The 24,178-nt window shown below is 47.0% G+C and carries 23 protein-coding genes and 1 riboswitch; of the genes, 22 read left to right on the top strand and 1 reads right to left on the bottom strand.

Annotated elements, in window-relative coordinates; all coding sequences use genetic code 11:
* Positions 1-12 precede the first annotated feature (12 nt).
* The 16 genes from E2626_RS02295 (at position 13) to E2626_RS02220 (ending at position 14,201) form a co-directional block, all read left to right on the top strand.
* A complete protein-coding gene (locus E2626_RS02295; protein WP_134379220.1) occupies positions 13-486 on the top strand; it encodes an S-ribosylhomocysteine lyase in 474 nt (157 codons plus the stop codon).
* Entirely contained in the window at positions 487-1,407 is a 921-nt protein-coding gene (locus E2626_RS02290; protein WP_134379218.1) for a PLP-dependent cysteine synthase family protein, read from the top strand.
* Between the two features lie 6 nt (positions 1,408-1,413).
* A complete protein-coding gene (locus E2626_RS02285; protein ID WP_134379216.1) occupies positions 1,414-2,553 on the top strand; it encodes a bifunctional cystathionine gamma-lyase/homocysteine desulfhydrase in 1,140 nt (379 codons plus the stop codon).
* A 516-nt stretch (positions 2,554-3,069) separates the two neighbouring features.
* The gene (locus E2626_RS02280) at positions 3,070-4,044 is read left to right on the top strand and encodes a ring-cleaving dioxygenase (RefSeq protein ID WP_134379214.1); all 975 of its coding nucleotides are present in this window, start codon (positions 3,070-3,072) and stop codon (positions 4,042-4,044) included.
* 349 nt (positions 4,045-4,393) lie between these two features.
* Positions 4,394-4,579: riboswitch (cobalamin riboswitch) on the top strand.
* 132 nt (positions 4,580-4,711) lie between these two features.
* Positions 4,712-5,698 carry an ABC transporter substrate-binding protein gene (locus tag E2626_RS02275; protein WP_134379212.1) on the top strand — a complete coding sequence of 329 codons (987 nt, stop codon included), beginning with the start codon at positions 4,712-4,714 and terminating at the stop codon, positions 5,696-5,698.
* A complete protein-coding gene (locus E2626_RS02270) occupies positions 5,661-6,713 on the top strand; it encodes a FecCD family ABC transporter permease (protein WP_424955108.1) in 1,053 nt (350 codons plus the stop codon). Before E2626_RS02275 ends, E2626_RS02270 begins: the two co-directional genes overlap by 38 nt.
* 2 nt (positions 6,714-6,715) lie before the next feature.
* Positions 6,716-8,182, top strand: coding sequence for an adenosylcobinamide amidohydrolase (locus E2626_RS02265; RefSeq protein WP_134379208.1), 1,467 nt, complete (start codon positions 6,716-6,718; stop codon positions 8,180-8,182).
* Entirely contained in the window at positions 8,179-9,141 is a 963-nt protein-coding gene (gene cbiB / locus E2626_RS02260; RefSeq protein WP_341785724.1) for an adenosylcobinamide-phosphate synthase CbiB, read from the top strand. Before E2626_RS02265 ends, cbiB begins: the two co-directional genes overlap by 4 nt.
* Positions 9,116-10,189 (top strand): pyridoxal phosphate-dependent aminotransferase, encoded by a 1,074-nt coding sequence (locus tag E2626_RS02255; protein WP_134379204.1) that lies wholly within the window; start codon positions 9,116-9,118, stop codon positions 10,187-10,189. Before cbiB ends, E2626_RS02255 begins: the two co-directional genes overlap by 26 nt.
* A complete protein-coding gene (locus E2626_RS02250) occupies positions 10,177-10,719 on the top strand; it encodes a bifunctional adenosylcobinamide kinase/adenosylcobinamide-phosphate guanylyltransferase (protein ID WP_134379202.1) in 543 nt (180 codons plus the stop codon). The genes E2626_RS02255 and E2626_RS02250 overlap by 13 nt, the downstream gene beginning before the upstream one ends.
* Positions 10,720-10,762: 43 nt before the next feature.
* Complete coding sequence (gene cobS / locus E2626_RS02245; RefSeq protein WP_134379200.1) at positions 10,763-11,539, top strand: adenosylcobinamide-GDP ribazoletransferase; 777 nt, start codon at positions 10,763-10,765, stop codon at positions 11,537-11,539.
* Positions 11,491-12,126, top strand: coding sequence for a histidine phosphatase family protein (locus tag E2626_RS02240; protein WP_134379198.1), 636 nt, complete (start codon positions 11,491-11,493; stop codon positions 12,124-12,126). Before cobS ends, E2626_RS02240 begins: the two co-directional genes overlap by 49 nt.
* Positions 12,078-12,506, top strand: a complete 429-nt coding sequence (locus tag E2626_RS02235) for a bifunctional adenosylcobinamide kinase/adenosylcobinamide-phosphate guanylyltransferase (RefSeq protein ID WP_134379196.1) — start codon at positions 12,078-12,080, stop codon at positions 12,504-12,506. The genes E2626_RS02240 and E2626_RS02235 overlap by 49 nt, the downstream gene beginning before the upstream one ends.
* Positions 12,503-13,087, top strand: a complete 585-nt coding sequence (locus E2626_RS02230) for a cob(I)yrinic acid a,c-diamide adenosyltransferase (protein ID WP_134379194.1) — start codon at positions 12,503-12,505, stop codon at positions 13,085-13,087. Before E2626_RS02235 ends, E2626_RS02230 begins: the two co-directional genes overlap by 4 nt.
* A complete protein-coding gene (locus tag E2626_RS02225) occupies positions 13,080-13,748 on the top strand; it encodes an AIR synthase related protein (RefSeq protein ID WP_166786711.1) in 669 nt (222 codons plus the stop codon). The genes E2626_RS02230 and E2626_RS02225 overlap by 8 nt, the downstream gene beginning before the upstream one ends.
* A 150-nt stretch (positions 13,749-13,898) precedes the next feature.
* On the top strand, positions 13,899-14,201 hold the full coding sequence (locus E2626_RS02220; RefSeq protein ID WP_134379190.1) for a TIGR04104 family putative zinc finger protein: 303 nt from the start codon (positions 13,899-13,901) through the stop codon (positions 14,199-14,201).
* Between the two features lie 35 nt (positions 14,202-14,236).
* Here the strand turns inward: E2626_RS02220 and E2626_RS02215 are convergent, their stop codons facing one another.
* Positions 14,237-15,379 (bottom strand): phospholipase D-like domain-containing protein, encoded by a 1,143-nt coding sequence (locus E2626_RS02215; RefSeq protein ID WP_134379188.1) that lies wholly within the window; start codon positions 15,377-15,379, stop codon positions 14,237-14,239.
* Positions 15,380-15,533: 154 nt separating this feature from the next.
* Between E2626_RS02215 and E2626_RS02210 the strand changes: the two genes are divergently transcribed.
* The 6 genes from E2626_RS02210 (at position 15,534) to E2626_RS02185 (ending at position 24,176) form a co-directional block, all read left to right on the top strand.
* Complete coding sequence (locus E2626_RS02210; RefSeq protein WP_134379186.1) at positions 15,534-17,651, top strand: heterodisulfide reductase-related iron-sulfur binding cluster; 2,118 nt, start codon at positions 15,534-15,536, stop codon at positions 17,649-17,651.
* 848 nt (positions 17,652-18,499) lie between these two features.
* Positions 18,500-19,678 (top strand): acetyl-CoA C-acetyltransferase, encoded by a 1,179-nt coding sequence (locus tag E2626_RS02205; protein WP_134379184.1) that lies wholly within the window; start codon positions 18,500-18,502, stop codon positions 19,676-19,678.
* Between the two features lie 249 nt (positions 19,679-19,927).
* On the top strand, positions 19,928-20,779 hold the full coding sequence (locus E2626_RS02200; protein WP_134379182.1) for a 3-hydroxybutyryl-CoA dehydrogenase: 852 nt from the start codon (positions 19,928-19,930) through the stop codon (positions 20,777-20,779).
* Between the two features lie 20 nt (positions 20,780-20,799).
* Entirely contained in the window at positions 20,800-21,936 is a 1,137-nt protein-coding gene (locus tag E2626_RS02195; RefSeq protein WP_134379180.1) for an acyl-CoA dehydrogenase, read from the top strand.
* Between the two features lie 13 nt (positions 21,937-21,949).
* Positions 21,950-23,089: an acyl-CoA dehydrogenase gene (locus E2626_RS02190; RefSeq protein ID WP_134379178.1), complete on the top strand. Its 1,140-nt coding sequence runs from the start codon at positions 21,950-21,952 to the stop codon at positions 23,087-23,089.
* 496 nt (positions 23,090-23,585) lie between these two features.
* The gene (locus tag E2626_RS02185; RefSeq protein ID WP_424955111.1) at positions 23,586-24,176 is read left to right on the top strand and encodes a TetR/AcrR family transcriptional regulator; all 591 of its coding nucleotides are present in this window, start codon (positions 23,586-23,588) and stop codon (positions 24,174-24,176) included.
* Positions 24,177-24,178 lie beyond the last annotated feature (2 nt).

Genomic DNA, 24,178 nt, shown 5'->3' with positions numbered 1-24,178 from the left:
GAGAGATTTCACATGACAAAGAAAATGAATGTAGAAAGCTTTAATCTTGACCATACGAAAGTTAAAGCGCCATACGTACGACTGGTAGGCGTTACAAAAGGACAAAATGGCGACGAAATTCATAAGTATGACATGCGCTTTAAGCAGCCGAACAAAGAACATATGCCGATGGATGGCCTTCATTCAATTGAGCACTTAATGGCTGAAAATGTCCGTAATCACCTGGATAATGTAGTTGATATTGGGCCGATGGGTTGCCAGACAGGATTCTATCTTGCAGTACTCAATCACGATAACTATGATGAAATCTTAAATGCGATCGAAGCAACGCTGAACGACGTGTTAAAAGCTGATGAAGTACCGGCATGCAATGAAGTGCAGTGCGGCTGGGCAGCGAATCACAGCCTGGAAGGTGCGAAGGAGATTGCTGCTGATATGCTTGCAAAACGCGATGAGTGGAAAGACGTTTTTGGTGAGGAAGCATAAATGAATGTAGCAAAAAGCGTGCAAGAATTGATCGGCAATACGCCGGTCGTAGAAATCTCCGGCATTCCGGTTCCAAATGAATGCCGGATTTTTGCGAAACTGGAGTACTTTAATCCGGGCGGCAGCGTGAAAGATCGTCTCGGAATGGAATTGATTGCTGATGCACTCAAGCGCGGCGAGTTAAAAGAAGGCGGAACGATTATCGAACCGACCGCCGGGAATACAGGAATTGGAGTCGCACTGGCAGCTGTCGGACGCGGATTCAAAGTGATCTTTGTTGTACCTGAAAAATTCAGTGTGGAAAAGCAGACATTAATGCGTGCACTGGGTGCAGAAGTCGTGAATACACCAACAACTGATGGAATGAAAGGTGCAATCGCCAAAGCAGAAGCACTTGTGCGAGAAATACCTGATTCATTTTCCCCGGCGCAATTTGGTAATCCGGCAAATCCTGAAACCTACTATAAAACAATGGGACCTGAGCTTTGGCGCGATCTTGATGGCAAGATTGATATTTTTGTAGCAGGCGCAGGTACGGGCGGTACGTTCATAGGAAATGCCCGGTACTTTAAGGATCAAAACTCTGCGATCAAAACAGTGATCGTAGAACCTGAAGGCTCAACGATTAATGGTGGGGAATCCGGTCCGCATAAAACAGAAGGTATTGGCATGGAATTTCTTCCTGAATATATGGATCGAGAATTATTTGATGCTATTCACACAGTTTACGATAAGGACGCGTTTTACTGGGTAAAAGAGCTTGCTTTAAAAGAAGGCTTGCTTGTTGGCAGCTCTTCCGGTGCAGCGTTTCATGCGGCATTGAAAGAAGCAGAATCAGCTGAAAAAGGCAGCCATATTGTAACGGTATTTGCAGACAGCAGTGAACGTTACTTAAGTCAGAATATCTACGAAGGTGGTTAATCAATTATGAAGCAGAAAACGAAATTGATTCACGGCGGTATTGTTGGAGACGAAGCGACAGGTGCGGTTTCCACGCCGATCTATCAGGTTAGCACATACAAGCAGGACGGGGTAGGCGGTTTACGTCAAGGCTATGAGTACTCACGCACAGGAAACCCGACGCGCCATGCACTTGAAGAATTAATTAAGGATCTTGAAAATGGCCATGCAGGCTTTGCTTTTGGCTCAGGAATGGCAGCAATCAGTTCAGTCATGATGATGTTTGATACTGGTTCACACGTTGTTCTGACTGATGATGTGTACGGTGGAACGTACCGAGTGATGACCAAAGTATTGAACCGTCTTGGCATTGATTCAACTTTTGTTGATACAAGCAATCCTGACAATGTGAAAAATGCAATTCAGGAAAACACGAAAGCAGTATTTATTGAAACGCCGACAAATCCTCTGTTAAAAGTGACAGACATTGCAGCAGTTTCAGCTGTGGCGAAAGAGCACGGTCTGCTGACAATTGTGGATAATACATTTACCACACCATACTGGCAGACGCCGATCGATCACGGTGCAGACATTGTTGTGCATAGTGCGACAAAATATCTTGGCGGACACAGTGATGTTGTAGCAGGGCTTGTTGTTGTGAATTCTGCTGAGCTTGCTGAAGAAGTACATTTTATACTAAACTCTGTTGGTGCCATTCTTGGACCACAGGATTCATGGCTGTTAATGCGCGGCATTAAAACACTTGGCCTGCGTATGGAAGAGCATGAGGTGAACGCAAAAGAGATTGTTTCATTCCTTGAACGCCATGACGGAGTCACAACAATTCATTATCCAGGTATTAAATCACATCCTGGTCATGAAACAGCAGCGAAGCAGTCACGCGGCTTTGGCGGCATGATTTCATTCGATGTGGGCAGCGGTGAAAAAGCAGCACGTGTGCTAGAAAAGGTGAAATACTTTACGCTTGCAGAAAGCCTTGGTGCAGTAGAGAGTCTGATCTCTGTTCCGGCACGTATGACGCATGCGTCGATTCCTGCAGAACGCCGCGCAGAGCTTGGCATTACTGACGGGCTTGTGCGAATCTCAGTTGGAATTGAAGACATTGAAGACCTTCTTTCAGACCTTGAACAGGCACTGGAAGACTAATCGTGACGAGCCGCTCCTAAGTTGGGGCGGTTTTTTCATGGTTGATGAAGGTAGGGTGGGGCATGGCTGGCTGGGAATTGCGACAATCTGGAGCTGGAAAGGTACAACTTGGCGGGGGACAGCGACAACCTGGCACAGAATTACAACAATTTCCCGGGCGTGTCGCAACAATCTAAGAAGGAAATGCTACAAATGTGGTTTCCCCACAAATATTTTGCACTGCATGCACTTTGGAAACAATCTTTTAGTTTTTTAAAGGCATGAAGAGGATAGGTGAAGCAATGGGAATGGTGGATTGCAACAACCTGGTAGGGCCATTGGAACAAAATGGAGTTGAATAACGACAGCCGCCCGGGTGTATCGCTACAAGCTGCACAGGGAATGCTACAACTCCAGCGAAAATACAACAAACTAAAAAATATCTCGAATTCGAGATATTTTTCTTGCATTTATTTACAATCAGGCATACAATAAAGATAGAAAATATCTCAGTTTCGAGATAAAGGAGTTGGAACAATGAACGTAACAGGTATTCATCACGTATCAGCAATCACATCAGCTGCTGAGAAAAATCATAAATTTTTCACACAGGTATTAGGTATGCGCCTTGTTAAAAAGACGGTCAACCAGGACAGTACGTCATCTTATCATTTATTCTATGCAGATGCGGTCGGCAGTCCGGGAACGGATATGACCTATTTTGATATTCCGATGGCAGGACGCACGTATCCTGGCGTTTCAAGTATTTCAAATACCGCTTTTCGCGTACCAACCACTGAGTCACTAACGTATTGGAAGAACCGTTTCAAAGAGTTAAACGTCACCCACGATGAGATTGAAAAGCGGGCTGGACGGGATACACTATACTTTGAAGATGAAGAAGGATCACGCCTGATGCTCGTTGCAGACAATGGAGAAGAAGGCGTTGCGCCGGGCATACCGTGGACCGGTTCTGATGTTCCGGAAGCACATGCAATCGTTGGTCTGGGGCCTGTCACACTAACTGTCCGCCGTGCAGCGAAAACAATCGCTGTACTTGAGCAGGTACTTGGCTTTGAAAAAGTGGGTGAATATCCAAATCGTGCGGGTGCCGAGCTGCCTGCCATTCAGGTGATGTCCGTTGCTGAAGGCGGAACAGGCGCAGAGGTTCATATTGAAGAACGCCCTGATCTGCCACCGGAACGCCCTGGCCGCGGCAGTGTTCACCACGTAGCATTCCGGGTCCCGACATTCGAGGACTATGAAAAATGGGATGAGCGGATCAGAAGCTTTGGACTGATGACATCGGGAGAAGTAGACCGCTACTATTTCCGCTCAATCTACTTCCGTGAATCAAACGGCATTCTGTTTGAGCTGGCGACTGATGAGCCAGGCTTTGCAACAGATGAGGATATGGAGCACCTTGGGGAGGAACTTGCACTTCCACCATTTCTTGAGCCAAAGCGTGCACAAATCGAAGCGAGCTTAAGGCCACTAGAGATCAAATCATAATTAAACATAAAAATGATTTACCTGCTTCTCCGGTTATTGCCGGAGAGGCTTTTAACTATGTAAAGTTCTTATAAATCTTATATATATTGACTATGGATAATCATTCTAATCGTACAATTAATTTAAAAGAGCTTTAGGTTGAAGGCAGTGGAAGGTGGAGACTCCAGTGCGAAGAGCGTGACAGCTGAGACCCCGCAGAGCTGCAGCCCGAGGAGGCTCAGCGCACGCCGCGCGGAAAGCTTCCACCTGGAGCTGCCTTCAACCGGTCTACTCTGTTCGGTAATCTCTATTAAAAAATCATTTGCACAAATGTCGAAACTAAGTGCTATAATAGCATTGGAAAAACATTTCAATATCGACGGATAAAGGTGCTGATCATCAATGATCAGTTAAAAGGGAAGCTGGTGTAATTCCAGCGCGGTCCCGCCACTGTAAATGACTTGTGAATGCCGCAGCCACTGTAGCTTAAGCTATGGGAAGGAGGCAAACACTGATCGTCATAAGCCAGGAGACCTGCCTTGATTCCAAGCACCAGACACGCCTACGAGGATATGGGCGGGTGTTGCAGCCTCTCCGTTTTTTACATACGGCTATACCCTGCAACCCTGCATCTCCCGCGTGAGATGTTTTTTTATTGCAAAAAAATCATAAGACGGAGGAACACAACATGAAAAAATGGTTACCAGTTTTACTCGCAGCGGGCGTACTTGCAGCCTGCTCAGACAGCGCAGAAGAAACGACAGAAACGCCGGCAGACGATCAGGATCAGGAAGAAACAACAGAAGAACCGGCTGAGTCATCAGAGGAATCTACATTCCCGGTCACAGTAACAGATGCAAACGGTGACGAGATCACAATTGAAGAGCAGCCTGATGCTGTCGTATCCATGCTGCCAAGTAATACAGAAATTGCATACGCACTTGGACTTGATGAAGAAATCGTCGGGGTATCTGATTTTGATAACTATCCTGAAGAAGCAATGGACGTTGAAAAAATCGGCGGAATGGAATTTAACGTAGAAAAAATTATTTCTCTTCAGCCTGATGTCGTGCTTGCACACGCCTCGAACCCGGGTGGTGCAGATGGTCTTCAGCAAATTGAAGATGCAGGAATCCCGGTTGTTGTAATTGAAAATGCGATGACGTTTGATGAAGTGTATGACACGATCGATATGATTGGTCAGGTGACTGGAACAACTGAAGAAGCAGAGCAGATTATCGCTGATATGCAGGCAGGCTTTGATGAAATTGCTGAAAAAGCAGCAGCGATTTCAGAAGAGGACCGTAAATCAGTATTAGTGGATGTGGCAGGACCGCCTGAAATGTACGTAGCAGCAAACAATACATTTATTCAGGAAATGCTTGATCTGATCAATGCTGAAAACGTGATGGCAGATCAGGAAGGATTCGTTCCTTTAACAGAAGAGGAAGTTGTCACGCGTAATCCTGAGGTAGCATTACTGACTTATGGTGATTTCGTAGAAGATGCAGTGGAACAGTGGATGGGTTATGAAGGCTTCAGCCAAGTTACTGCAGTAACGAATGAAGACGTGTATTTAGTTCCGTCAGATCCTGTTACACGTTCAGGTCCGAGACTCGTAGAAGGTACACAGGCACTTGCAGAAGCGATCTATCCTGATGTTTTCGCTGAATAAAGTCTGGGCGGGATACGCTGTTTCCATCCTGCTTTTATTGACTGCTTTCACACTTGGAGTCACAGTAGGCTCTGTAAGAGTGCCTGTCATGGAAATGCTTAGTATTTTCGCAGGTGCGTTCAGTAACCGAGAAGCGCTGGACCCGATGTTCAGCTCAATCGTGCTTGATATCAGATTTCCACGGGTGATACTTGCAGCACTGGTTGGCGCCTCGCTTGCAATTGCTGGTGCTTCTTTTCAGGGGCTCCTTAAAAATCCGCTCGCTGACCCGTATACACTTGGTGTTTCATCCGGCGCGTCAGTCGGTGCAGTAGCGACTATTTTCCTCGGGCTGACAATACCTGGACTTGGCAGCTTTACATTGCCTGTGATCAGTATATTAGCAGCGCTGCTTACGTTAATCATTGTGCTTGGCTTTGCCAGAATGGTTGAGAAGTCAATGAAGATGGAAACGATTATTCTGACAGGGATCATTTTCAGTTCATTTCTCGGCTCGATTCTATCACTGATGATTGCATTAACCGGCGATGAGCTCAGACAGATCATCAACTGGCTGCTTGGCAGTGTATCAATGAGAGGCTGGGAATACATCCGCCTGATTGCGCCATTCTTTGTCATTGGTGCACTCCTGTTGATTTGGAACGCACGTGAGCTGAATGCCATGGCATTTGGTGAGGAACGGGCCCAGCATTTAGGGGTAAACGTTCAGCGGAGAAAATTTGTTGTTTTAGCTTCAGGTTCATTATTAACCGGAGCAGCAGTGGCAGTATCAGGAACGATCGGCTTTGTCGGGCTTGTGGTCCCTCATATGGTCAGAATGCTGACCGGCTCAGATCACCGTCACGTACTGCCGCTCTCAATTCTAAATGGAGCAAGCCTGCTCATCTTATGTGACCTTGTGGCAAGAACGATTGTTGCACCGACTGAGCTGCCGATCGGCGTGATTACAGCTTTAATAGGAGCACCGGTCTTTGGATTAATACTCATACAAAAACGTAAAGAAAGGAGAGGATAGCGATGCTGAAGGCTTCAAAGATAAGTGGCGGTTATGGTGAAAAGAACGTTGTGAAAAATGTTTCATTTGAGCTTCAGAAGCAGGAGATTCTCGGCATTCTTGGACCGAATGGCAGCGGAAAAACAACACTCATGAAAATGATCAGCGGCCTGCTGCCGTGCCGTTCAGGGGATGTTTCATTTAAAGACCAGCCGCTCAAAAGTTATTCAGCGAAGCAGCTCGCCCGTGAAATCGCCGTATTACCGCAGCTGCACAGCCATGCATTTGATTATACGGTGCGCGAAACGGTGTCGATGGGCCGCTATCCTCACCAGAAAGGTATGTTTGCACCGTGGACGGCACAGGATGAAAAAGCAGTCAAAGAAGCGATGAAGCAAACCGGCGTCCTTGAGTTTGAAGGGAAATCGATTCAGGACCTTTCAGGCGGTGAGCGTCAGCGCGTATTTTTAGCACAGGCACTGGCGCAGGAACCAAAGCTGCTTTTACTGGATGAGCCGACGAATCACCTGGATCTCTCTTACCAGAAACAGCTCCTTGATCTGTTAAAAGAATGGACGGAAACGCATGAACTGACGGTGATATCGATTTTTCACGACTTAAATATTGCATCGTTATACTGCGACCGCCTGCTGCTTTTACACAACGGGGAAACCGTGCAGCTGGCTGAACCGGGGCATGTGATGAACAAAGAAACGGTTGAGCGGGTGTATCAGGCACGCGTGCATACGCAGTCGCACCCTGAGCTGCCAAAGCCGCAGGTGACACTGCTGCCAAACCATGGGCAGGGCATGCCGTCAGAAATCACAAAAGATCACTTCACCATTACCGCTGACCATATTCATGTCACAGCTCCACAGTCACTGAAGACATTATCATCTGCAGTCATTGGAGCGGGACTTGGCTGGTATCATCATTTCGTGAACCGGCACGTGCCGATGGATTATGAATGTGATGACAGCTATGAGGATATGAAAATGTACGCTTCGAAAAATGGATGGAACGCAGCTGACACAGTTGGCATGATGACAGCCGTACTGGTTGAAGATGTTGTAATTCGTGAGTACGAAGAGAATGGATTATCGGTTGTCATTGCTGTCACTGCAGGAGTAGGAAACTCAGTTGACGTCTCACTTTCCCATGAACGGGATCGAGAGGCGACAATCGGTACCATCAACAGCTGGATCTTTATTAACGGAAAGCTCTCGGATGAAGCATTTATCCAGGCGATGATGACGGCAACTGAAGCGAAAGTAAAAGCGCTTCAAAACGCTGATGTGAAAGACCCACTGACCGGCACCCTTGCAACAGGCACGTCCACTGACAGCGCCATGGTGGCAGCAACGCAGCATGGACCTTTCGTGCAATATGCAGGGTCGATTACACCACTTGGAAAGCTGATTGGTAAAGGAATTGTCGAATGCACGACAGAAGCAATCAAGATTTACCGTAAAAGAAAGGGAATATCATGATCACACATGCAGCGGCACTTACCATTGCGCTCTGCCTTGATCGACTCATCGGAGATCCGCCCGCCTGGCCGCACCCTGTCAGGTGGATCGGGTCTTTCATTATATGGCTTGAGCGCAGGTTAAATAAAGGGGAATCACGTAAGCTAAAAGGGATGATTGGCGTATTCACAGTTGTTGGCATCACGACATTGATCACGGTTTTAGTCGTTTATGGGAGCTATCAGATCCACTGGATTGCAGGCTTTGTGCTTGAAACGATCTTGATCACATCAGCACTTGCCTCTAAAAGTCTGGCTGACGCAGCAAAAGAAGTCTCTATCCCGCTTCAAAAAGGAGAGATGGAAGAAGCGAGAACAAAGCTCTCCTGGATCGTTGGACGTGATACAGAGAACCTCAATGAATCAGCCATCGCACGTGGAACGATCGAAACAGTCGCTGAAAATACAAGTGACGGGGTGACTGCACCAATGTTTTGGGGACTTTTATTCGGCGCACCCGGCATCTGGGGGTATAAAGCGATCAACACCGGTGATTCACTTGTCGGCTACAAAAATGAGCGCTACCATGAATACGGCTGGGCAAGCGCAAAGCTTGATGATGTAGCTAATTGGATTCCGGCAAGAATCACTGCTCTTTTGATGTTGCTCACTATAAAGCCGGCACAGGGTAAAAGGTCCGCGCTTTTAAAAGGACTTCCAGCACAGGCAAAAAAGCATCCAAGTCCAAACAGCGGCTGGGGTGAAGCAGCTGTTGCACTGCTCTTACATATTAAACTCGGCGGAACAAATACATATCAGGGTGTGGTCTCAAACAGGCCAGTGATCGGTCTGTCTGACGATCCGCTCACAGTACATCATATTGATCAAACCATTACCATCATGCATAGAACGGCCTGGCTGTTTATTGCATGTTGCTGGATCGGAGGAATGCTCTATGACTTTACCTTCACATGGCGCTAATCCGCTTTATTTGTATGAAACGTTGGGTATGGAAACACCTGATGCAGTGATCGATTTCAGTGAAAACAGTATTCCGACCGGTCCGCCAACACGTTTAAAAGAGCAGTGGGCTCGCTGGTACAACGCGATTTCCTCCTACCCTGATCCTGAAGGAAGGGGCCTGAAAAAGCTGATTGCGAATAAGCATCAGGTGAATGAAGCGCAGCTCCTCCTTGGAAACGGTGCGTCAGAGCTGATGATGACAGCGCTTAGGAAATTTCAGGGGAAAACAGTAGGCGTGATTCACCCTGCATTCAGTGAATATGAGCGGGTCATCAAGGCAAATGGTGCATTTACGCATCACATTTATTCAACTGAGTTGATGGGTTTTCAGCCCGATGATCATGAAATCCATGCATTTTTATCAGAGCCTGATCGTGCATTATTTATCTGTAACCCGAATAACCCTACAGGCATCAGGCTTGAAAGGGAAACCCTTTTATCCTGGTTGGTAACAGCTGAGAAATCAGGCAGTACACTTTTGCTCGATGAAGCGTTTATAGATATGGCTGGAGAGCAGTATTCACTTGCAGATTACACTGGCAGCCCTTCACTTCTTATTTTCAGGTCCATGACAAAAATGTACAGTATCGCAGGATTGCGTCTTGGCTACCTGCTCGCTAATGAGGAAACGGTAAAAGAAATCAGTCAGTGGCTGCCTCACTGGAACGTGAATCAACTTGCGCTTTTAGGCGGAGAAACGGTATTGCAGGATCAGCTGTACACAGATGAAGTCCGCTCATTTATTAGTAAAGAAAGATCTTATTTCACAGACGCATTACGTGACATTGGTTTTAAAGTTTCTGAATCAGCAGCTAATTATGTGTGCATTCAGCCGCCGGATGCAAAGCAGACAGAAGCACTTTGGCAGTTTTTACTCAGGGAAGGGCTGGTTCTGCGCCACACTTACAATTACAAAGGTCTTGACGGTGCCTGGCTGAGAATCGGGATGAAGCTGCCGGAACAAAATCAAAAGCTGATTAAGGCGGTGACGTCATGGGCACAGTAACGATTGTCATTGGCGGCGTCAGAAGCGGTAAAACCGGATGGGCAGAGCGTGAAGCGCTTGGACGGCAGCATGAAATTGGGGGCAATCTTGTGTATCTCGCATCAGGTGTTTCCTTTGACCGGGAAATGAAGGAGCGGATTGAAAGGCACCAAAGGGATCGTGAGAATGAAGAGTGGCTGACAATTGAACAGCCGGTTGACCTGCCCGGAGCGATCAGTAGGTTACCGGAGCGTGCCGTGATCGTTTGGGACTGCGTGACAACCTGGCTGACAAATGAGCTGATGAGAGGGTCAGAAAAGGCACAGATTCTGCATGATGTGTCCTATTTTATCAAGTCGGTCAGAATGCAGGCTGATCTTTATATTGTTTCAAACGAAGTGCTGTGGGAGCCAGTATTTATAGAAGGATTTACCTTTGAGTATCAGCGGCTGATCGGTGAGATTCATCAAATGCTTGTAAAAGAAAGTAACCGCGCAGTTGAAATGGAAGCGGGTCTTGCGCTGATCCGGAAAGGTGAGATGCTGCGATGAACACCCTGCAATATGATAAGCTTGCAGTAAATAAGGTATCATCATGGTAAAAGGATTTTTACTTGCCGTTCAGTTTTTTACCGTCCTGCCAATCCGCCGCGAAATAGAGATGAATCAGCGGTCAGTCAGCTGGATGATTGGGCTTCTTCCGATGGTTGGCGCAATCATCGGGAGTGGTTCGATCGGACTCATCATTACTGCAGAAACATTTTCTGCAAGTCCGCTGATCACTGCATTTCTGGTCTGGCTGACGTTTATTGTACTGACAGGCGGTCTGCATCTGGATGGCTGGACGGATGTCAGTGATGCGTACTTTTCATATAAAGATTCTGAAAAGAGACATGAGATTTTAAAGGATCCAAGAGTCGGTGCATTTGGTGTGCTGTCACTGATTGTCCTGCTGGCGTCAAAGTTTATTCTGCTGCTTGACCTTGCGATGCAGGGAGCGGCAGGCTGGATCTGGCTCATCTGGGTTCCGGTGCTGTCCAGGCTGATGATCGCTGTACTGCTTGTAAAAGCGCCGCTTGCAAGGCAGGATGGCATGGCACATTACTTGAAAAGTTATCTGACTCGCCATGTTCTTTTAAAAGCAGGGACAGTCAGTCTGGTTGCAGTCATCCCGCTGTTACTTTCACCGGAGCTGTGGCCGCTGCTCGTGATCCTTTTAGCAGGAACAACCATTTTTACAATCATCAGCGTGATCTTTTTTAAAAAAGCATTTGGCGGAATCTCAGGGGATTCGCTTGGTGCTTCAGTTGAAGGAGGAGAATTATGGAGTCTGATACTCGTGTGGTGTTATCTCTCTATCGTCATGGGGTAACAAAGGAAAATCAGGAAAAAGTCTATATCGGCTGGTCAGACGTTTCGATCTCTCAGGATGGAATCGACCGTCTGTATGAAACAAAACAACATCGGCCGGACGCAGAACGCGTTGTGATCAGTGATTTGAAAAGATGTGTGGAATCAGCAGACATTCTGTTTCCGGATCAGCCAAAAATTCAGCATCGCGGTCTGCGTGAAATCAACTTCGGTGAATGGGAAGGACGTAAAGCTGACGAACTGCAAAAGCGTGAAGACTTTGCAGAGTGGCTGAATAACCCTGAAGTGATGCAGCCTGAAAACGGTGAGCCGTTCAAAGACTTTTCAGCGCGCGTGATGGAAGCGTGGAAAACAATCCGCGAGTGGTGTATGCATGATGAGGTAAGGGATATCGCCATCGTGGCACATGGTGGTTCGATCAGAAAGCTGCTGACAGAGCTTGCACCTGAAGAGAAGGATTTCTGGGACTGGAAGCCGCTTCACGGTGAAGGACTGACACTTGTCTGGAAAGACGCTGAGTCGTTCAGGAGGGGAGACCGGTGCACTTTGTTATCGGCGGTGCCTACAACGGCAAACGAAAATGGGTAGAAACTCAGCTTAATCAAGTGCCGTATCAGAAAATCAGTGAGCCTGGTGAAAAGATAGAAAACGGTGTGACCACCATTTTATTTACAGCGCTAGAACACTGGATTCTTAGGCATTATGGACGTGACAGCGATGAAGTTGTTCTGATATGGAAACAGGAAGTTGACCGTTTAATTAAATGGGAAAACGGTGACCCTGCCAGGCAGGTGGTCATCGTTGGAACGGATCAGTCAAAAGGAATCGTACCAATTGAAAAAGAACAGCGCTTTACAAGAGACGTTCTTGGCTGGTGTCACCAATATTCCGCATTAAAAGCAGAGCGCGTGACAAGAGTCTGGTATGGACTTGCAGAAGAGCTGAAAACAAAGGAGGAATTAAGATGAAAATTTACACGAAAACAGGGGATAAAGGACAAACAAGTCTAATCGGGGGACGCGTTTTTAAAGATGATGTCCGCGTGGAAGCATATGGCACAATTGATGAGGCAAACAGCTTTGTAGGCAAGGCTGTCACTGAGCTTGATGCTGAAAAATTTGCAGATATTCTGGAAGATCTTGAAGCGATCCAGCACGAACTGTTTGACGCAGGCGGTGACCTTGCAAACGTATCAAGCCACCGTGAGTGGAAGCTTGATCCAAAGGCAGTGGAGCAGCTTGAAAAGAGAATTGACGAACTGATGGAGGAAGCACCGGAGCTTGAACGCTTTATCCTGCCTGGTGGTTCACCTGCAGCAGCAACGCTTCATATTGCACGAACCGTAACCCGTCGCGCAGAGCGTCAGACAGTGTCGCTTGCCAAGCTTGATGCAGAACTGCCGGGTACACCACAGCAGTATTTAAATCGTCTATCAGATTATCTGTTTGCATGTGCACGTGTTGTGAATGCACGCCAGAACATTTCAGATGTTGAATATATCCGCAGCGCAAAAGTGTTCCATACGAATAAAAAATCTAAAGATGAATAAATCAGCTTTTGGCCGCAACGCGATGGAGTGGTCCGTTGGTGAAAAGACGATCGTCATGACAACGGATAACAGCGGAGGCATTGGGGAGAAGCAGCTGGACGAGGTCAATGCACCTTATGAGGTGGTCGCCTATTATGCTTTCCGTACAGCAGTGATGGACTGCTTTTCAGCAGGGGCAATCCCGATTTCAGTGGTGCTGCATAATTTTTGCGGGGAAGCTGCATGGGGAAAGCTTCATGCAGGTGTTCGGCAGGGTCTGGCTGAAATTGGTGTGGATACTGATGTCACCGGGAGCACTGAATCAAATATGGCGCTGCAGCAGTCCGCTGTTGCAGTGACAGTGCTTGGAGAAAGGGTAAGGGATTTTTCAGAAGTGAGCGGTCCTATTGAATGGACGCTTGCCGGCATGCCGCTGGTTGGGATAGAAGTAGTGGAAAAGGCTGCGGAGATAGCGCCTTTGAGTCTCGCTCGCTCATATATTGATGATCCATCAGTTGCTGTGATTTGGCCGGTTGGTTCAAAAGGGATTGCTGCGGAGTGGTCACGGATGTGTGAGCAGATTGGTGTTGAAGATCCTATGCCCGACTTTGGCGTGGATATAAATAAATCGGCTGGTCCGGCAGCGTGCTGGATTGTAGGAAGGAGGTCTGCAGTGGAGTAATGCTGCAGGCTTTTTTGTTGAGTTGTAGCAATCATCGGTGCGCGGGTTGTTGTGATCCACGCACGGGATGTCGCAATCCCACTAAAAGAGGGAACTTTTACCACGCTCATCCGTATTAATACTATAAGGATTATAAAGGAGGAACATATCATGCCGGTCTGTCAGAATTGTCATCAGAAATGGCCTTACTCGAAAGCGTTTAAACGGATTATGTGGTTTAATGGCGCAATGGAATGTCCGCATTGCGGTGAAAAACAGTATGTAACTAAAAATACACGAAAACGCTCGGCTTCACTTTCAGGAGTGATCAGTTTTATCATTATATTTAGCGCTCTGATACTAGACTTATCTTTTACAAGTCTCGCAATCCTAGCAGTGATCGTATTTATCAGTGCTAGCCTCACCATGCCGGCTGGTGTCAGACTCTCAAATAACGACGAACCGCTATGGTAAAAGGCAGAGAGTCACACTACTCTTTGCCTTTTTCTCTACAGCAAATGCCCCACACACCACGCAGCCGTCTCCTTAATCGGTTGTAATTTTAAATCTCCCTGATTCAGTTTCACAGCATTGGCTAGGTCCTTCTCAATACTCTCCGATAAAGAAAGGATTATTTCCTTATCCTCCGTAATCACATTTAACTCCTCATTAATTAACAGACTCCGCCGGTCAAAATTCATCGTCCCAATATCACACAGCTTGTCATCAATTAAAATCGCTTTTGCGTGATAAAAGCCGTTTTGGAATTGATAAACATCCGCTCCTTTTTCAATCAGCCTGCGAAGATAACGGTAAGAGGCAGGCTGAACCAGGGGGTGATCAGGCGTTCCGGGCACTAAAACGGTTAGTTTTACACCACTTTTGATGGCATTAAACAGACAGGATTCAACCTTTTGAGTCGGAATAAAATAAGGAGAGCCGATAAAAATCGAAGTCTCCGCTTTTTTAAGCAGGCTGCAAATGAAATCCTCCTGGTCCACCGTTTCAGATGACACTAGCTGATATCGTCCACTGCCACCCGTTTCAGGCTCAATCGATTCCTCCCGCCAGTCACGATCAAATTCAGTCTGACAGTCCTGCGTAATGTCACCAGTCAGCCGCAAGTGATAATCGCGCCATGGTGTCAGCACAGGATCCAGATGTAAATACTCAAGTCCGATATTAAACCCGCCGACGTGAGCAATTTTTTTATCGATGACTGACAGTTTTTTATGATTGCGCTTTTGCATCGAAAACCAGCTTCCTTTAAACGTAAACGGGCGGCTGAATTGAATGATCACACCTTCATGCGAAATATGCTTCAGCGACTTTTTAAAGGAACCGCTGCCAATCGCATCCAGCATCAGACGCACGCGTACACCTTCCTGTGCTTTTTTCACAAGCAGTTTCATCAGGCGTTTCCCCGCATCATCGGGCTGTAAAATGAAAAACATGATATCTATCGTACATACTGCATTTATACAGTCATCCTCCAGCTGCTTCATCCATTCCACGCCATCATCAAAAAAAGTGGCTTTAGCATTTTTCTTTTTATAGGGAGAAGCAATTGGTTTTTTATTCTTTTTTAATCCGGCCAGCCAATCCAGTCTCAGCCAGAGAACAATCAGTGAGATCCAGACAAAAAATTTCATCACACGACTCCTTTCTCCAAAATAGTATGTCCAAATAACAGCATTAACTGTAAAATGAAAGAGAAAAGTTCTTAAAATCCATTGACTGAATGCTCATTCATTATATAATGAGTATAAGAAAGAGTCAGACAACTTTGGGAGGAGTGCAGCGAACATGAGCATTGGGGATATTTTGCTGATTGTTAACTGGATTGCGTTTATTCTTGTAACCGCTTACGCAGTCTATTTATTTGGTTATCTGGTCAAATCACGTTACGACTTTATCAAACTTGGTAAAAAAGAAGAGTTTGATAACAATGTCAAAGAACGCATGAAGAAAATCATGGTTCAGGTGTTTGGACAGAAAAAATTATTGAAGGATAAGAAGAGCGGCATGATTCACGTCATGTTCTTTTATGGCTTCCTGCTTGTTCAGGCCGGTGCCATCGACTTCATTTATAAAGGACTTGTACCTGGTGAGCATCTGCCACTTGGCATTTTCTATCCTGGATTTACGTTCTTCCAGGAGCTCGTTACATTAATGATTTTGGTAGCGGTTGCCTGGGCATTTTACCGCCGTTACATGGAAAAGCTTGTCCGTCTGAAAAGGGGTTTTAAATCAGGGCTAGTACTGATTTTTATCGGCGGACTTATGGTATCAGTTCTACTCGGAAATGGAGCAGGGATTGTTTTCTTCGATCACGATCCGACCTGGACTGAACCAGTCGCGTCCGCTGTTGCACTTGCAACAGGCTGGATGGGAGCTACCGCAAATGCAGTCATTTTCTATTTTGCATGGTGGGTACACTTATTATTCCTGTTAGGCTTCTTGGTATACGTGCCGCAGTCAAAGCACGCGCACTTAATCGCAGGACCGATCAACGTTTACTTCAACCGTCTTGATAATCCTGGTAAACTTCGCAGCATTAATTTTGAAGATGAATCACAGGAAACCTTCGGCGTTGGAAAAGTAGAAGACTTCACACAGCTTCAAATGATTGACCTGTATGCCTGCGTAGAGTGCGGACGCTGTACGAATATGTGTCCTGCAACCGGTACAGGAAAAATGCTGTCGCCGATGGATCTGATCACGAAAATCCGTGACCACCTGACATTTACAGGAGCTGCAGTTACGTCACAGTCTCCATGGGTACCGGTACCAGCATTCGCTCAGACAAAAGGGAACCAGATCGCAGCAACATCTGCAACAGGCGGTCAGGAAGCAGCAATCGACATGTACCACCCAAGTCTGATCGGCGATGTCATCACTGAAGAAGAAATCTGGGCTTGTACAACTTGCCGAAACTGTGAAGATCAGTGCCCGGTTATGAACGAGCACGTTGATAAAATCATTGACCTGCGCCGTTACCTTGTACTGACTGAAGGTAAAATGGAGCCGGATGCACAGCGCGCAATGCAAAACATTGAGCGTCAGGGTAATCCTTGGGGTCTGAACCGTAAAGAAAAAGAAAACTGGAGAGAAGCACGTGAAGACGTTGTGGTACCGACAGTAAAAGAAATGAAAAAAGCAGACGAAGAATTCGAATACCTTTTCTGGGTTGGATCAATGGGTTCATTTGACAACCGAAGCCAGAAAATCGCCCTTTCATTCGCAAAAATGCTGAATGAAGCAGGCGTGAAATTCGCAATTCTCGGTAACAAAGAGAAAAACTCAGGGGACACACCTCGCCGCCTTGGAAATGAATTCTTATTCCAGGAACTTGCGAACGCCAACATCGCTGAGTTTGAAAAAAATGACGTGAAAAAGATCGTGACGATTGATCCTCACGCATACAATGTATTTAAAAATGAGTACACTGAGTTCGGCTTAAAAGCTGAAGTCTATCACCATACAGAAGTACTTGCCGACCTGGTTGAAAAAGGAAAACTGAAGCCGGTACATGCAGTCAATGAGAAGATCACCTTCCACGACTCATGCTACCTCGGCCGTTACAACGAAGTATACGATCCGCCACGTGAAATCCTGAAGTCAATCCCAGGCGTTCAGCTCGTGGAAATGGAACGCAACCGCGAAAAAGGCATGTGCTGTGGCGCCGGTGGAGGACTCATGTGGATGGAAGAAGACAAAGGCCACCGCGTCAACGTCGCCCGTACTGAACAGGCACTCGTCGTAGAACCATCCATGATCAGCTCCGGCTGCCCATACTGCCTGACAATGCTGTCAGACGGTACGAAAGCGAAGGAAGTTGAAGAAGAAGTTGGCACAATGGATGTTGCCGAACTGCTTGAACTGAGTGTAATTGGGAAACCTCAGACAGCGGAAATCGCATAAAAAAGAAAAGCGGAAGCAGGCATTCAGCTCCGACAAGCATAAGACGCGCTGAGAGAAACGGGTGATCTTCCCCATTTTCTCAGCGAAGCTTATGACTCGAGGAGTTGCCTGCTGGAGCTGAACATCGTGATAAAGCGGAGGCGCTTAAACCGCAACAACATATACTAATAAACCCAAACGACCTGGCTGCTTCTGATGACGGCCAGGTCGTTTTTTATTTGAGGAGCGCCACCTTGACAGGGTGGAGGTCGCTGGTTCGAGCCTCGATATGCAGTAATCAGTATATGCCTTTTGATACTATTCTATGAAACACCACGTTTTTTCTCCGAACCTTGCCATTTAATCTTTGAACACCACAGGTTAAACTTCGAACATCGTACCCTGAACTCCGAACATCATTAACTTTCCTGCGAACCTATATGGCAGTCCCCAAGCCAGAATCAGAATCTCTCCTCCTATTAAAAATCCCACTTGTATCAACAATTGAAATCGCTTACAATAGAAGAGGTAGAATCATTTAAATGCCGTTAAATCGGCTTTTTTAAAGGGGACTCACTGAGCGAGCGTTCAGTCAACACACGCCCGCCCACCCTCACATTCATCAAAATGTTCAAGTCAAGGCTGCATTTTTGTAAGCGGATTCAATTTTTATTTAAATAACCTGTTGATCATATGTGTGAGTCACACAGAGCTGAACGGAGTGGAAGGCGGCGACTCCGAGACGATTAGTGGGAAGCTGAGACCCCGCAAGGCGAAGCCTGAGGAGGCTCAGCAACCACCGTCCGGAAAGCGTCCGCCTGGAACGCAGTGAAGCGGTTAACAGGAAACAAACAAAGGGGAGAATCACAATGCCAAAAACAGTAATCATTGACGGAGCAAGAACACCATTCGGAAAACTCGGAGGATCACTCGCATCATTCACAGCCTCAGACCTTGGAGCAGAAGCAATCAAAGAAGCACTTAAGCGTTCAGACGTTGCACCAGAAACAATAGATGAAGTCATCCTAGGAACAGTCCTGCAGGGCGGACAAGGACAAATCCCATCACGCCAGGCATCACAAAAAGCAGGTATTCCATGGGAAGTCAAAACAGAAACAATCAACAAAGTATGTGCATCAGGCATGCGTTCAGTCACACTTGCAGACCAGTTGATCAGACTTGGTGACGAGTCACTGATCGTTGCAGGCGGAATGGAATCAATGACCAATGCCCCTTACTTTATGGATAAAGCAAGATCAGGTTTCCGTATGGGAGATCAAATGGTCAAAGACATGATGATTCATGACGGCCTGACTTGTACATTTAACAACGTTCACATGGGAACCTACGGGAACTCAACTGCTGAAGAATTCAGCCTGACGCGTGAAGAGCAGGATGCATGGGCAGCAAGAAGCCACATAAAGGCGAGCGAAGCAACTGACAACGGCGTGTTCGCTGAAGAAATCGTAGCCCTTCAGGTTCCTCAGCGCAAAGGAGATCCAATTACTGTTGAAATCGATGAAGCAGTCAGAAAAGGAACAACTCCTGAAGCACTTGCTGGTCTGCGCCCGGTATTTGGCAAAGACGGTACAATCACTGCAGGAAACGCACCTGGAATCAATGATGGTGCCTGCGCAATGGTGCTGATGAGTGACGAACGGGCAGAAAAAGAAGGCAAAAAGCCGCTCGCAACCATTCTTGGGCATGCAGAAGTTGCAGTAGAAGCTTCAAAATTCCCACAAACACCGGGGCTGGTTATCAACAAATTACTTGAAAAAACAGGTCACAAGCTTGAAGACATCGACCTGTTCGAAATTAACGAAGCATTCTCAGCAGTCGCACTGGCAAGTAACAAAATTGCAAACCTTGACCCTGAAAAAGTAAACGTCAACGGAGGCGCAGTAGCCCTTGGACACCCAATCGGCGCAAGCGGCGCACGTGTCATCCTGACACTTGCATACGAACTGAGACGCCGCGGAGGCGGAATCGGCATTGCAGCCATCTGCTCAGGCGGAGGCCAAGGCGACGCAGTACTCATTCAGGTTTGATTCTGAACTTTTTATTCCAAAAACCATGTCCTGTATGTGTATCACTAAATTAAGGGCTGATTTTATTTTATAAATAGGAAACTTGGGCAGACCGGAGCGTAAGGCGGTGACTCCGGGACGATTAGAGGGAAGCTGAGACCCCGCAGCGCAAAGCGCGAGGAGGCTCAGCAACCTCCGTCCGGAAAGCATCCGCCTGAAGCGCAGGTCTGCGGTTATCAGAAAGTACATCATGTTAAAAGGAGAATCCCAATGAACATCAAAACAGTCATGGTCATCGGCGCCGGTCAGATGGGCGGCGGCATAGCACAAGTATGTGCCCAGGCAGGATACAACGTCATCCTCAACGACCTGAAAGACGAATTCCTCACACGCGGTCTGTCAGTCATCGAAAAAAACATGAACCGCGCAGTCAGCAAAGAAAAAATGACAGAAGAAGATAAAAATGCATCACTCGGCCGCATTACACGCTCAACCGATCTCAACGACGCAAAAAACGCGGACCTCGTCATCGAAGCAGCAGTAGAAAACATGGCCATCAAAACGAAAATCTTTGAAACACTTGATCAGGCAGCTCCTGAACATGCCATTCTGGCTTCAAATACTTCTTCACTGCCAATTACAGAAATTGCAGCGGCCACAAAGCGTCCTGAGCAGGTAATCGGGATGCACTTTATGAACCCGGTTCCTGTCATGAAGCTCGTTGAAATCATCCGCGGACTGGCAACAACAGATGAAGTGTATCAGGCAATTGAAGAGATGACTAAAACGCTGAACAAGGCGCCGGTAGAAGTAGAAGACTTTCCCGGATTTGTTTCAAACCGCATTTTGATGCCGATGATCAATGAAGCAATTTACACCCTTTATGAAGGTGTTGCGAGTAAAGAAGCAATTGATGATGTCATGAAAATGGGTATGAATCATCCGATGGGACCGCTTCAGCTGGCTGATTTTATCGGTTTGGACACGTGTCTTTATATTATGGAGATCCTGCATGAAGGATTTGGCGACAGCAAATATCGTCCATGCCCACTGCTTCGCAAGTACGTCAAAGCAGGCTGGCTCGGAAAGAAAACGGGCCGCGGTTTCTACATCTACGAATAAACATCAAGGGGGAGCATGAGATGGACCTGCGTTTTACAGAAGAACAGAAAATGATGCAAAAAATGGTGAGAGATTTCGCGCGTGAAGAAATTGAACCATTTATCGAAAGAATGGAAGCAGGGGAGTTTCCTCGCGAAATTTTAAATAAGATGGCCGAGCTCGGACTGATGGGCATCACGGTTCCTGAAGAGTACGGCGGTGCAGGCATGGATTACATTTCCTATATCATTGCACTCAACGAACTTGCCAAAGTGAGTCCGGTTGTCAGCGTGATCTTGTCCGTTCATACCTCAGTCGGGACAGGCCCGATTTTATACTATGGCAATGAAGAACAGAAGCAAAAATATGTGACGAAGCTGGCAACAGGTGAATACCTGGGCGCATTCTGTCTGACAGAGCCAAGTGCCGGATCGGATGCTGCGAGTCTGAAAACGCGCGCAGTGAAAAAAGACGATCATTATGTAATGAACGGCTCAAAGATCTTTATCACAAACGGCGGAGAAGCTGATACGTATATCGTATTTGCAGTGACCGATCCCGAAAAAGGGTCAAAAGGCATCAGCGCATTTATCGTAGAAAAGAACTTTCCGGGGTTCATTGTGGGAAAAGATGAAAAGAAAATGGGTCTTCATGGATCACGTACAGTCCAGCTGACGTTTGAAGATATGAAAGTGCCGGCGGAAAACCTTTTAGGTCAAGAAGGAGAAGGTTTTAAAATTGCGCTTGGCAACCTGGATGCAGGACGAATCGGAATCGCAGCAAAATCTCTCGGCATTGCAGAAGCGGCCGTGGATCATGCAGTGGCTTATGCAAAAGAGCGTGAACAGTTCGGAAAGCCGATTGCACAGCAGCAGGGAATCGGATTTAAGCTTGCTGACATGGCTACAGCGGCTGAAGCAGCGAGATTGCTTGTCTACCAGGCAGCGTTCCTGAGACAGGAAAACAAACCTTGCGGAAAAGAAGCCTCAATGGCTAAGCTCTTTGCATCATCCACAGCAATGAACAACGCAATCGAGTGTGTTCAGGTATTTGGCGGAAACGGTTATACAGAAGACTATCCGGCAGAGCGACTGTTCAGAGATGCAAAAATCAGTGAAATCTATGAAGGTACAAGTGAAATTCAAAGAATCGTGATCAGTAAGCACGTGACCAAATAGGGGGAAGTACAATATGAATTTTAAATTAACTGAAGAACATGAAATGATCCGTAAAATGGTGCGCGACTTTGCAGAAAAGGACGTTGCACCAACTGCTGCAGAGCGTGATGAAGAAGAGCGTTTCGACCGTGGCATTTTCGATAAAATGGCTGAGCTTGGCTTAACAGGCATTCCGTGGCCAGAAGAATACGGCGGCATCGGAAGTGACTATCTGGCATACGTCATCGCAGTTGAAGAACTGTCACGCGTCTGTGCATCAACTGGTGTAACGCTGTCAGCTCACCTGTCACTTGCAAGCTGGCCAATCTTTAAGTTCGGAACAGAAGAGCAGAAAAAGCACTACCTGACAAAGCTTGCACAGGGTGAAATGCTGGGCGCTTACGGACTTTCTGAGCCTGGAGCCGGATCTGACGTATCTTCAATGAAAACGAAAGCTGTGAAAAACGGAGACCATTACGTGTTAAACGGATCAAAAGTCTGGATCACAAATGGCGGCGCAGCAGAACTTTACATTATTTTTGCAGTAACAGATCAGGAAGCCGGCACACGCGGAATGAGCGCATTCATCGTTGAAAAAGGCTGGGAAGGCTTCTCGATCGGTAAAAAAGAGAAAAAGCTCGGCATTCGTTCATCACCTACAACAGAACTGATTTTTGACAATGTAAAAGTACCTGCTGAAAACCTTTTAGGTAAAGAAGGAGAAGGCTTTAAAATCGCAATGATGACACTGGACGGCGGCCGTAACGGAATCGCTGCTCAGGCAGTCGGAATTGCACAAGGGGCACTTGATGCATCAGTTGAATATGCCAAAGGCCGTGAGCAATTCGGCAAGTCAATACTTGCGAACCAGGGCGTATCATTCAAAATCGCAGACATGGCAACAAGCATCGAAGCATCACGCCTGCTTACTTACCAGGCTGCATGGCTTGAATCAGAGGGACTGTCATACGGAAAAGAATCTGCAATGTCCAAGCTGATGGCAGGAGACACTGCAATGAAAGTAACAGTAGAAGCTGTTCAGATCTTCGGCGGCTACGGTTATACGAAGGACTATCCTGTTGAACGCTACATGCGCGACGCAAAAATCACTCAGATTTACGAAGGCACCCAGGAAATCCAACGCCTCGTAATCGGCCGCATGGTAACGAAGTAAGCAGATTATTGCATTGAAATCGCTTTTGATTTCCGCGGGAGGACCTCGCTTTCCGCGGACGAACGCCCGAGCCTCCTCGGGCAGAAAACCGGTGCCCTGCGGGGTCTCGAACGATCGTTTTTCCGCAGGAGTCTCGGCCCTCCCGCTACAATCAACGCTCTGTCTGACTATGAAAGCGGGGGATTCTTTGTAAGTCAGATCATTTTCAGTAGCAATTTTTACTTCAATAAAGCAGGACGTACGATCACAGTGTTGATTGAAGCGTAAGGGGGCGACTCCAGCGGGATAAGTCGGACAGGTGAGACCCCGCAGCGCAAAGCGCGAGGAGGCTCACCGCCGGCCCCGCGGAAAGCGTCCCCCTGAAGCGGAAATCATAAGCGATTCTTATAAACAGTTCCCCTCAGTCAAAGGACCTTCAGAATGTGAAAGGTGGCGGATGCGATTGGAGAACAAACGGGAAGTACAATCCTCGGTAAAAGACGAGCGGCTCATAGAAATGCGCCGCGACCAGATGATCAAAGGGGCCGTCTCACTTTTCAAACAAAAAGGATTTCACCGCACAACAACACGTGAAATCGCCAAAGCTTCTGGCTTCAGCATCGGTACCCTCTATGAATATATCCGTACAAAAGAAGACGTCCTGTATCTCGTCTGCGACAGAATCTATGATGAAGTACGCGTCCGCCTCCATGGGATGGAGCTTGACGGCGGTACACTTCAGGCTCTGTCACGGGGGATTGCACACTATTTCAAGGTAGTTGATAGTATGCAGGATGAAGTGCTGGTCATGTACCAGGAAGCCAAGTCATTATCTAAAGACGCACTGCCTTATGTGCTGAAAAAAGAGCTTGAAATGGTAGAAATGTTTGAAACCCTGATCCAGAAATGTGTGGATGAAGGTGAACTGGTGATGGGTCGTGAAGAAATACACCTGCTGGCACAGAACATTTTTGTACAGGGACAGATGTGGGCGTTCAGACGATGGGCGCTGCGTGATTATGATATAGACCAGTATACGAACAGACAGACCGAGCTGCTGCTCAAAGGTGTTCGAGGATACCAGACAGCGGTGAACAAGGGGGAATAAGT

This window comes from Jeotgalibacillus salarius, from assembly GCF_004405125.1.
Taxonomy (GTDB): domain Bacteria; phylum Bacillota; class Bacilli; order Bacillales; family Jeotgalibacillaceae; genus Jeotgalibacillus; species Jeotgalibacillus salarius.
This window is presented reverse-complemented; position numbering and strand designations above follow the sequence as displayed.

Bases quoted from the DNA above. Each gene is read 5' to 3' on its own strand.
- E2626_RS02295 (WP_134379220.1), top strand. From the start codon at position 13: ATGACAAAGAAAATGAATGTAGAAAGCTTTAATCTTGACCATACGAAA.
- E2626_RS02290 (WP_134379218.1), top strand. From the start codon at position 487: ATGAATGTAGCAAAAAGCGTGCAAGAATTGATCGGCAATACGCCGGTC.
- E2626_RS02285 (WP_134379216.1), top strand. From the start codon at position 1,414: ATGAAGCAGAAAACGAAATTGATTCACGGCGGTATTGTTGGAGACGAA.
- E2626_RS02280 (WP_134379214.1), top strand. From the start codon at position 3,070: ATGAACGTAACAGGTATTCATCACGTATCAGCAATCACATCAGCTGCT.
- E2626_RS02275 (WP_134379212.1), top strand. From the start codon at position 4,712: ATGAAAAAATGGTTACCAGTTTTACTCGCAGCGGGCGTACTTGCAGCC.
- E2626_RS02265 (WP_134379208.1), top strand. From the start codon at position 6,716: ATGCTGAAGGCTTCAAAGATAAGTGGCGGTTATGGTGAAAAGAACGTT.
- cbiB (WP_341785724.1), top strand. From the start codon at position 8,179: ATGATCACACATGCAGCGGCACTTACCATTGCGCTCTGCCTTGATCGA.
- E2626_RS02255 (WP_134379204.1), top strand. From the start codon at position 9,116: ATGACTTTACCTTCACATGGCGCTAATCCGCTTTATTTGTATGAAACG.
- E2626_RS02250 (WP_134379202.1), top strand. From the start codon at position 10,177: ATGGGCACAGTAACGATTGTCATTGGCGGCGTCAGAAGCGGTAAAACC.
- cobS (WP_134379200.1), top strand. From the start codon at position 10,763: ATGGTAAAAGGATTTTTACTTGCCGTTCAGTTTTTTACCGTCCTGCCA.
- E2626_RS02240 (WP_134379198.1), top strand. From the start codon at position 11,491: ATGGAGTCTGATACTCGTGTGGTGTTATCTCTCTATCGTCATGGGGTA.
- E2626_RS02230 (WP_134379194.1), top strand. From the start codon at position 12,503: ATGAAAATTTACACGAAAACAGGGGATAAAGGACAAACAAGTCTAATC.
- E2626_RS02225 (WP_166786711.1), top strand. From the start codon at position 13,080: ATGAATAAATCAGCTTTTGGCCGCAACGCGATGGAGTGGTCCGTTGGT.
- E2626_RS02220 (WP_134379190.1), top strand. From the start codon at position 13,899: ATGCCGGTCTGTCAGAATTGTCATCAGAAATGGCCTTACTCGAAAGCG.
- E2626_RS02215 (WP_134379188.1), bottom strand. From the start codon at position 15,379: ATGAAATTTTTTGTCTGGATCTCACTGATTGTTCTCTGGCTGAGACTG.
- E2626_RS02210 (WP_134379186.1), top strand. From the start codon at position 15,534: ATGAGCATTGGGGATATTTTGCTGATTGTTAACTGGATTGCGTTTATT.
- E2626_RS02205 (WP_134379184.1), top strand. From the start codon at position 18,500: ATGCCAAAAACAGTAATCATTGACGGAGCAAGAACACCATTCGGAAAA.
- E2626_RS02200 (WP_134379182.1), top strand. From the start codon at position 19,928: ATGAACATCAAAACAGTCATGGTCATCGGCGCCGGTCAGATGGGCGGC.
- E2626_RS02195 (WP_134379180.1), top strand. From the start codon at position 20,800: ATGGACCTGCGTTTTACAGAAGAACAGAAAATGATGCAAAAAATGGTG.
- E2626_RS02190 (WP_134379178.1), top strand. From the start codon at position 21,950: ATGAATTTTAAATTAACTGAAGAACATGAAATGATCCGTAAAATGGTG.
- E2626_RS02185 (WP_424955111.1), top strand. From the start codon at position 23,586: ATGCGCCGCGACCAGATGATCAAAGGGGCCGTCTCACTTTTCAAACAA.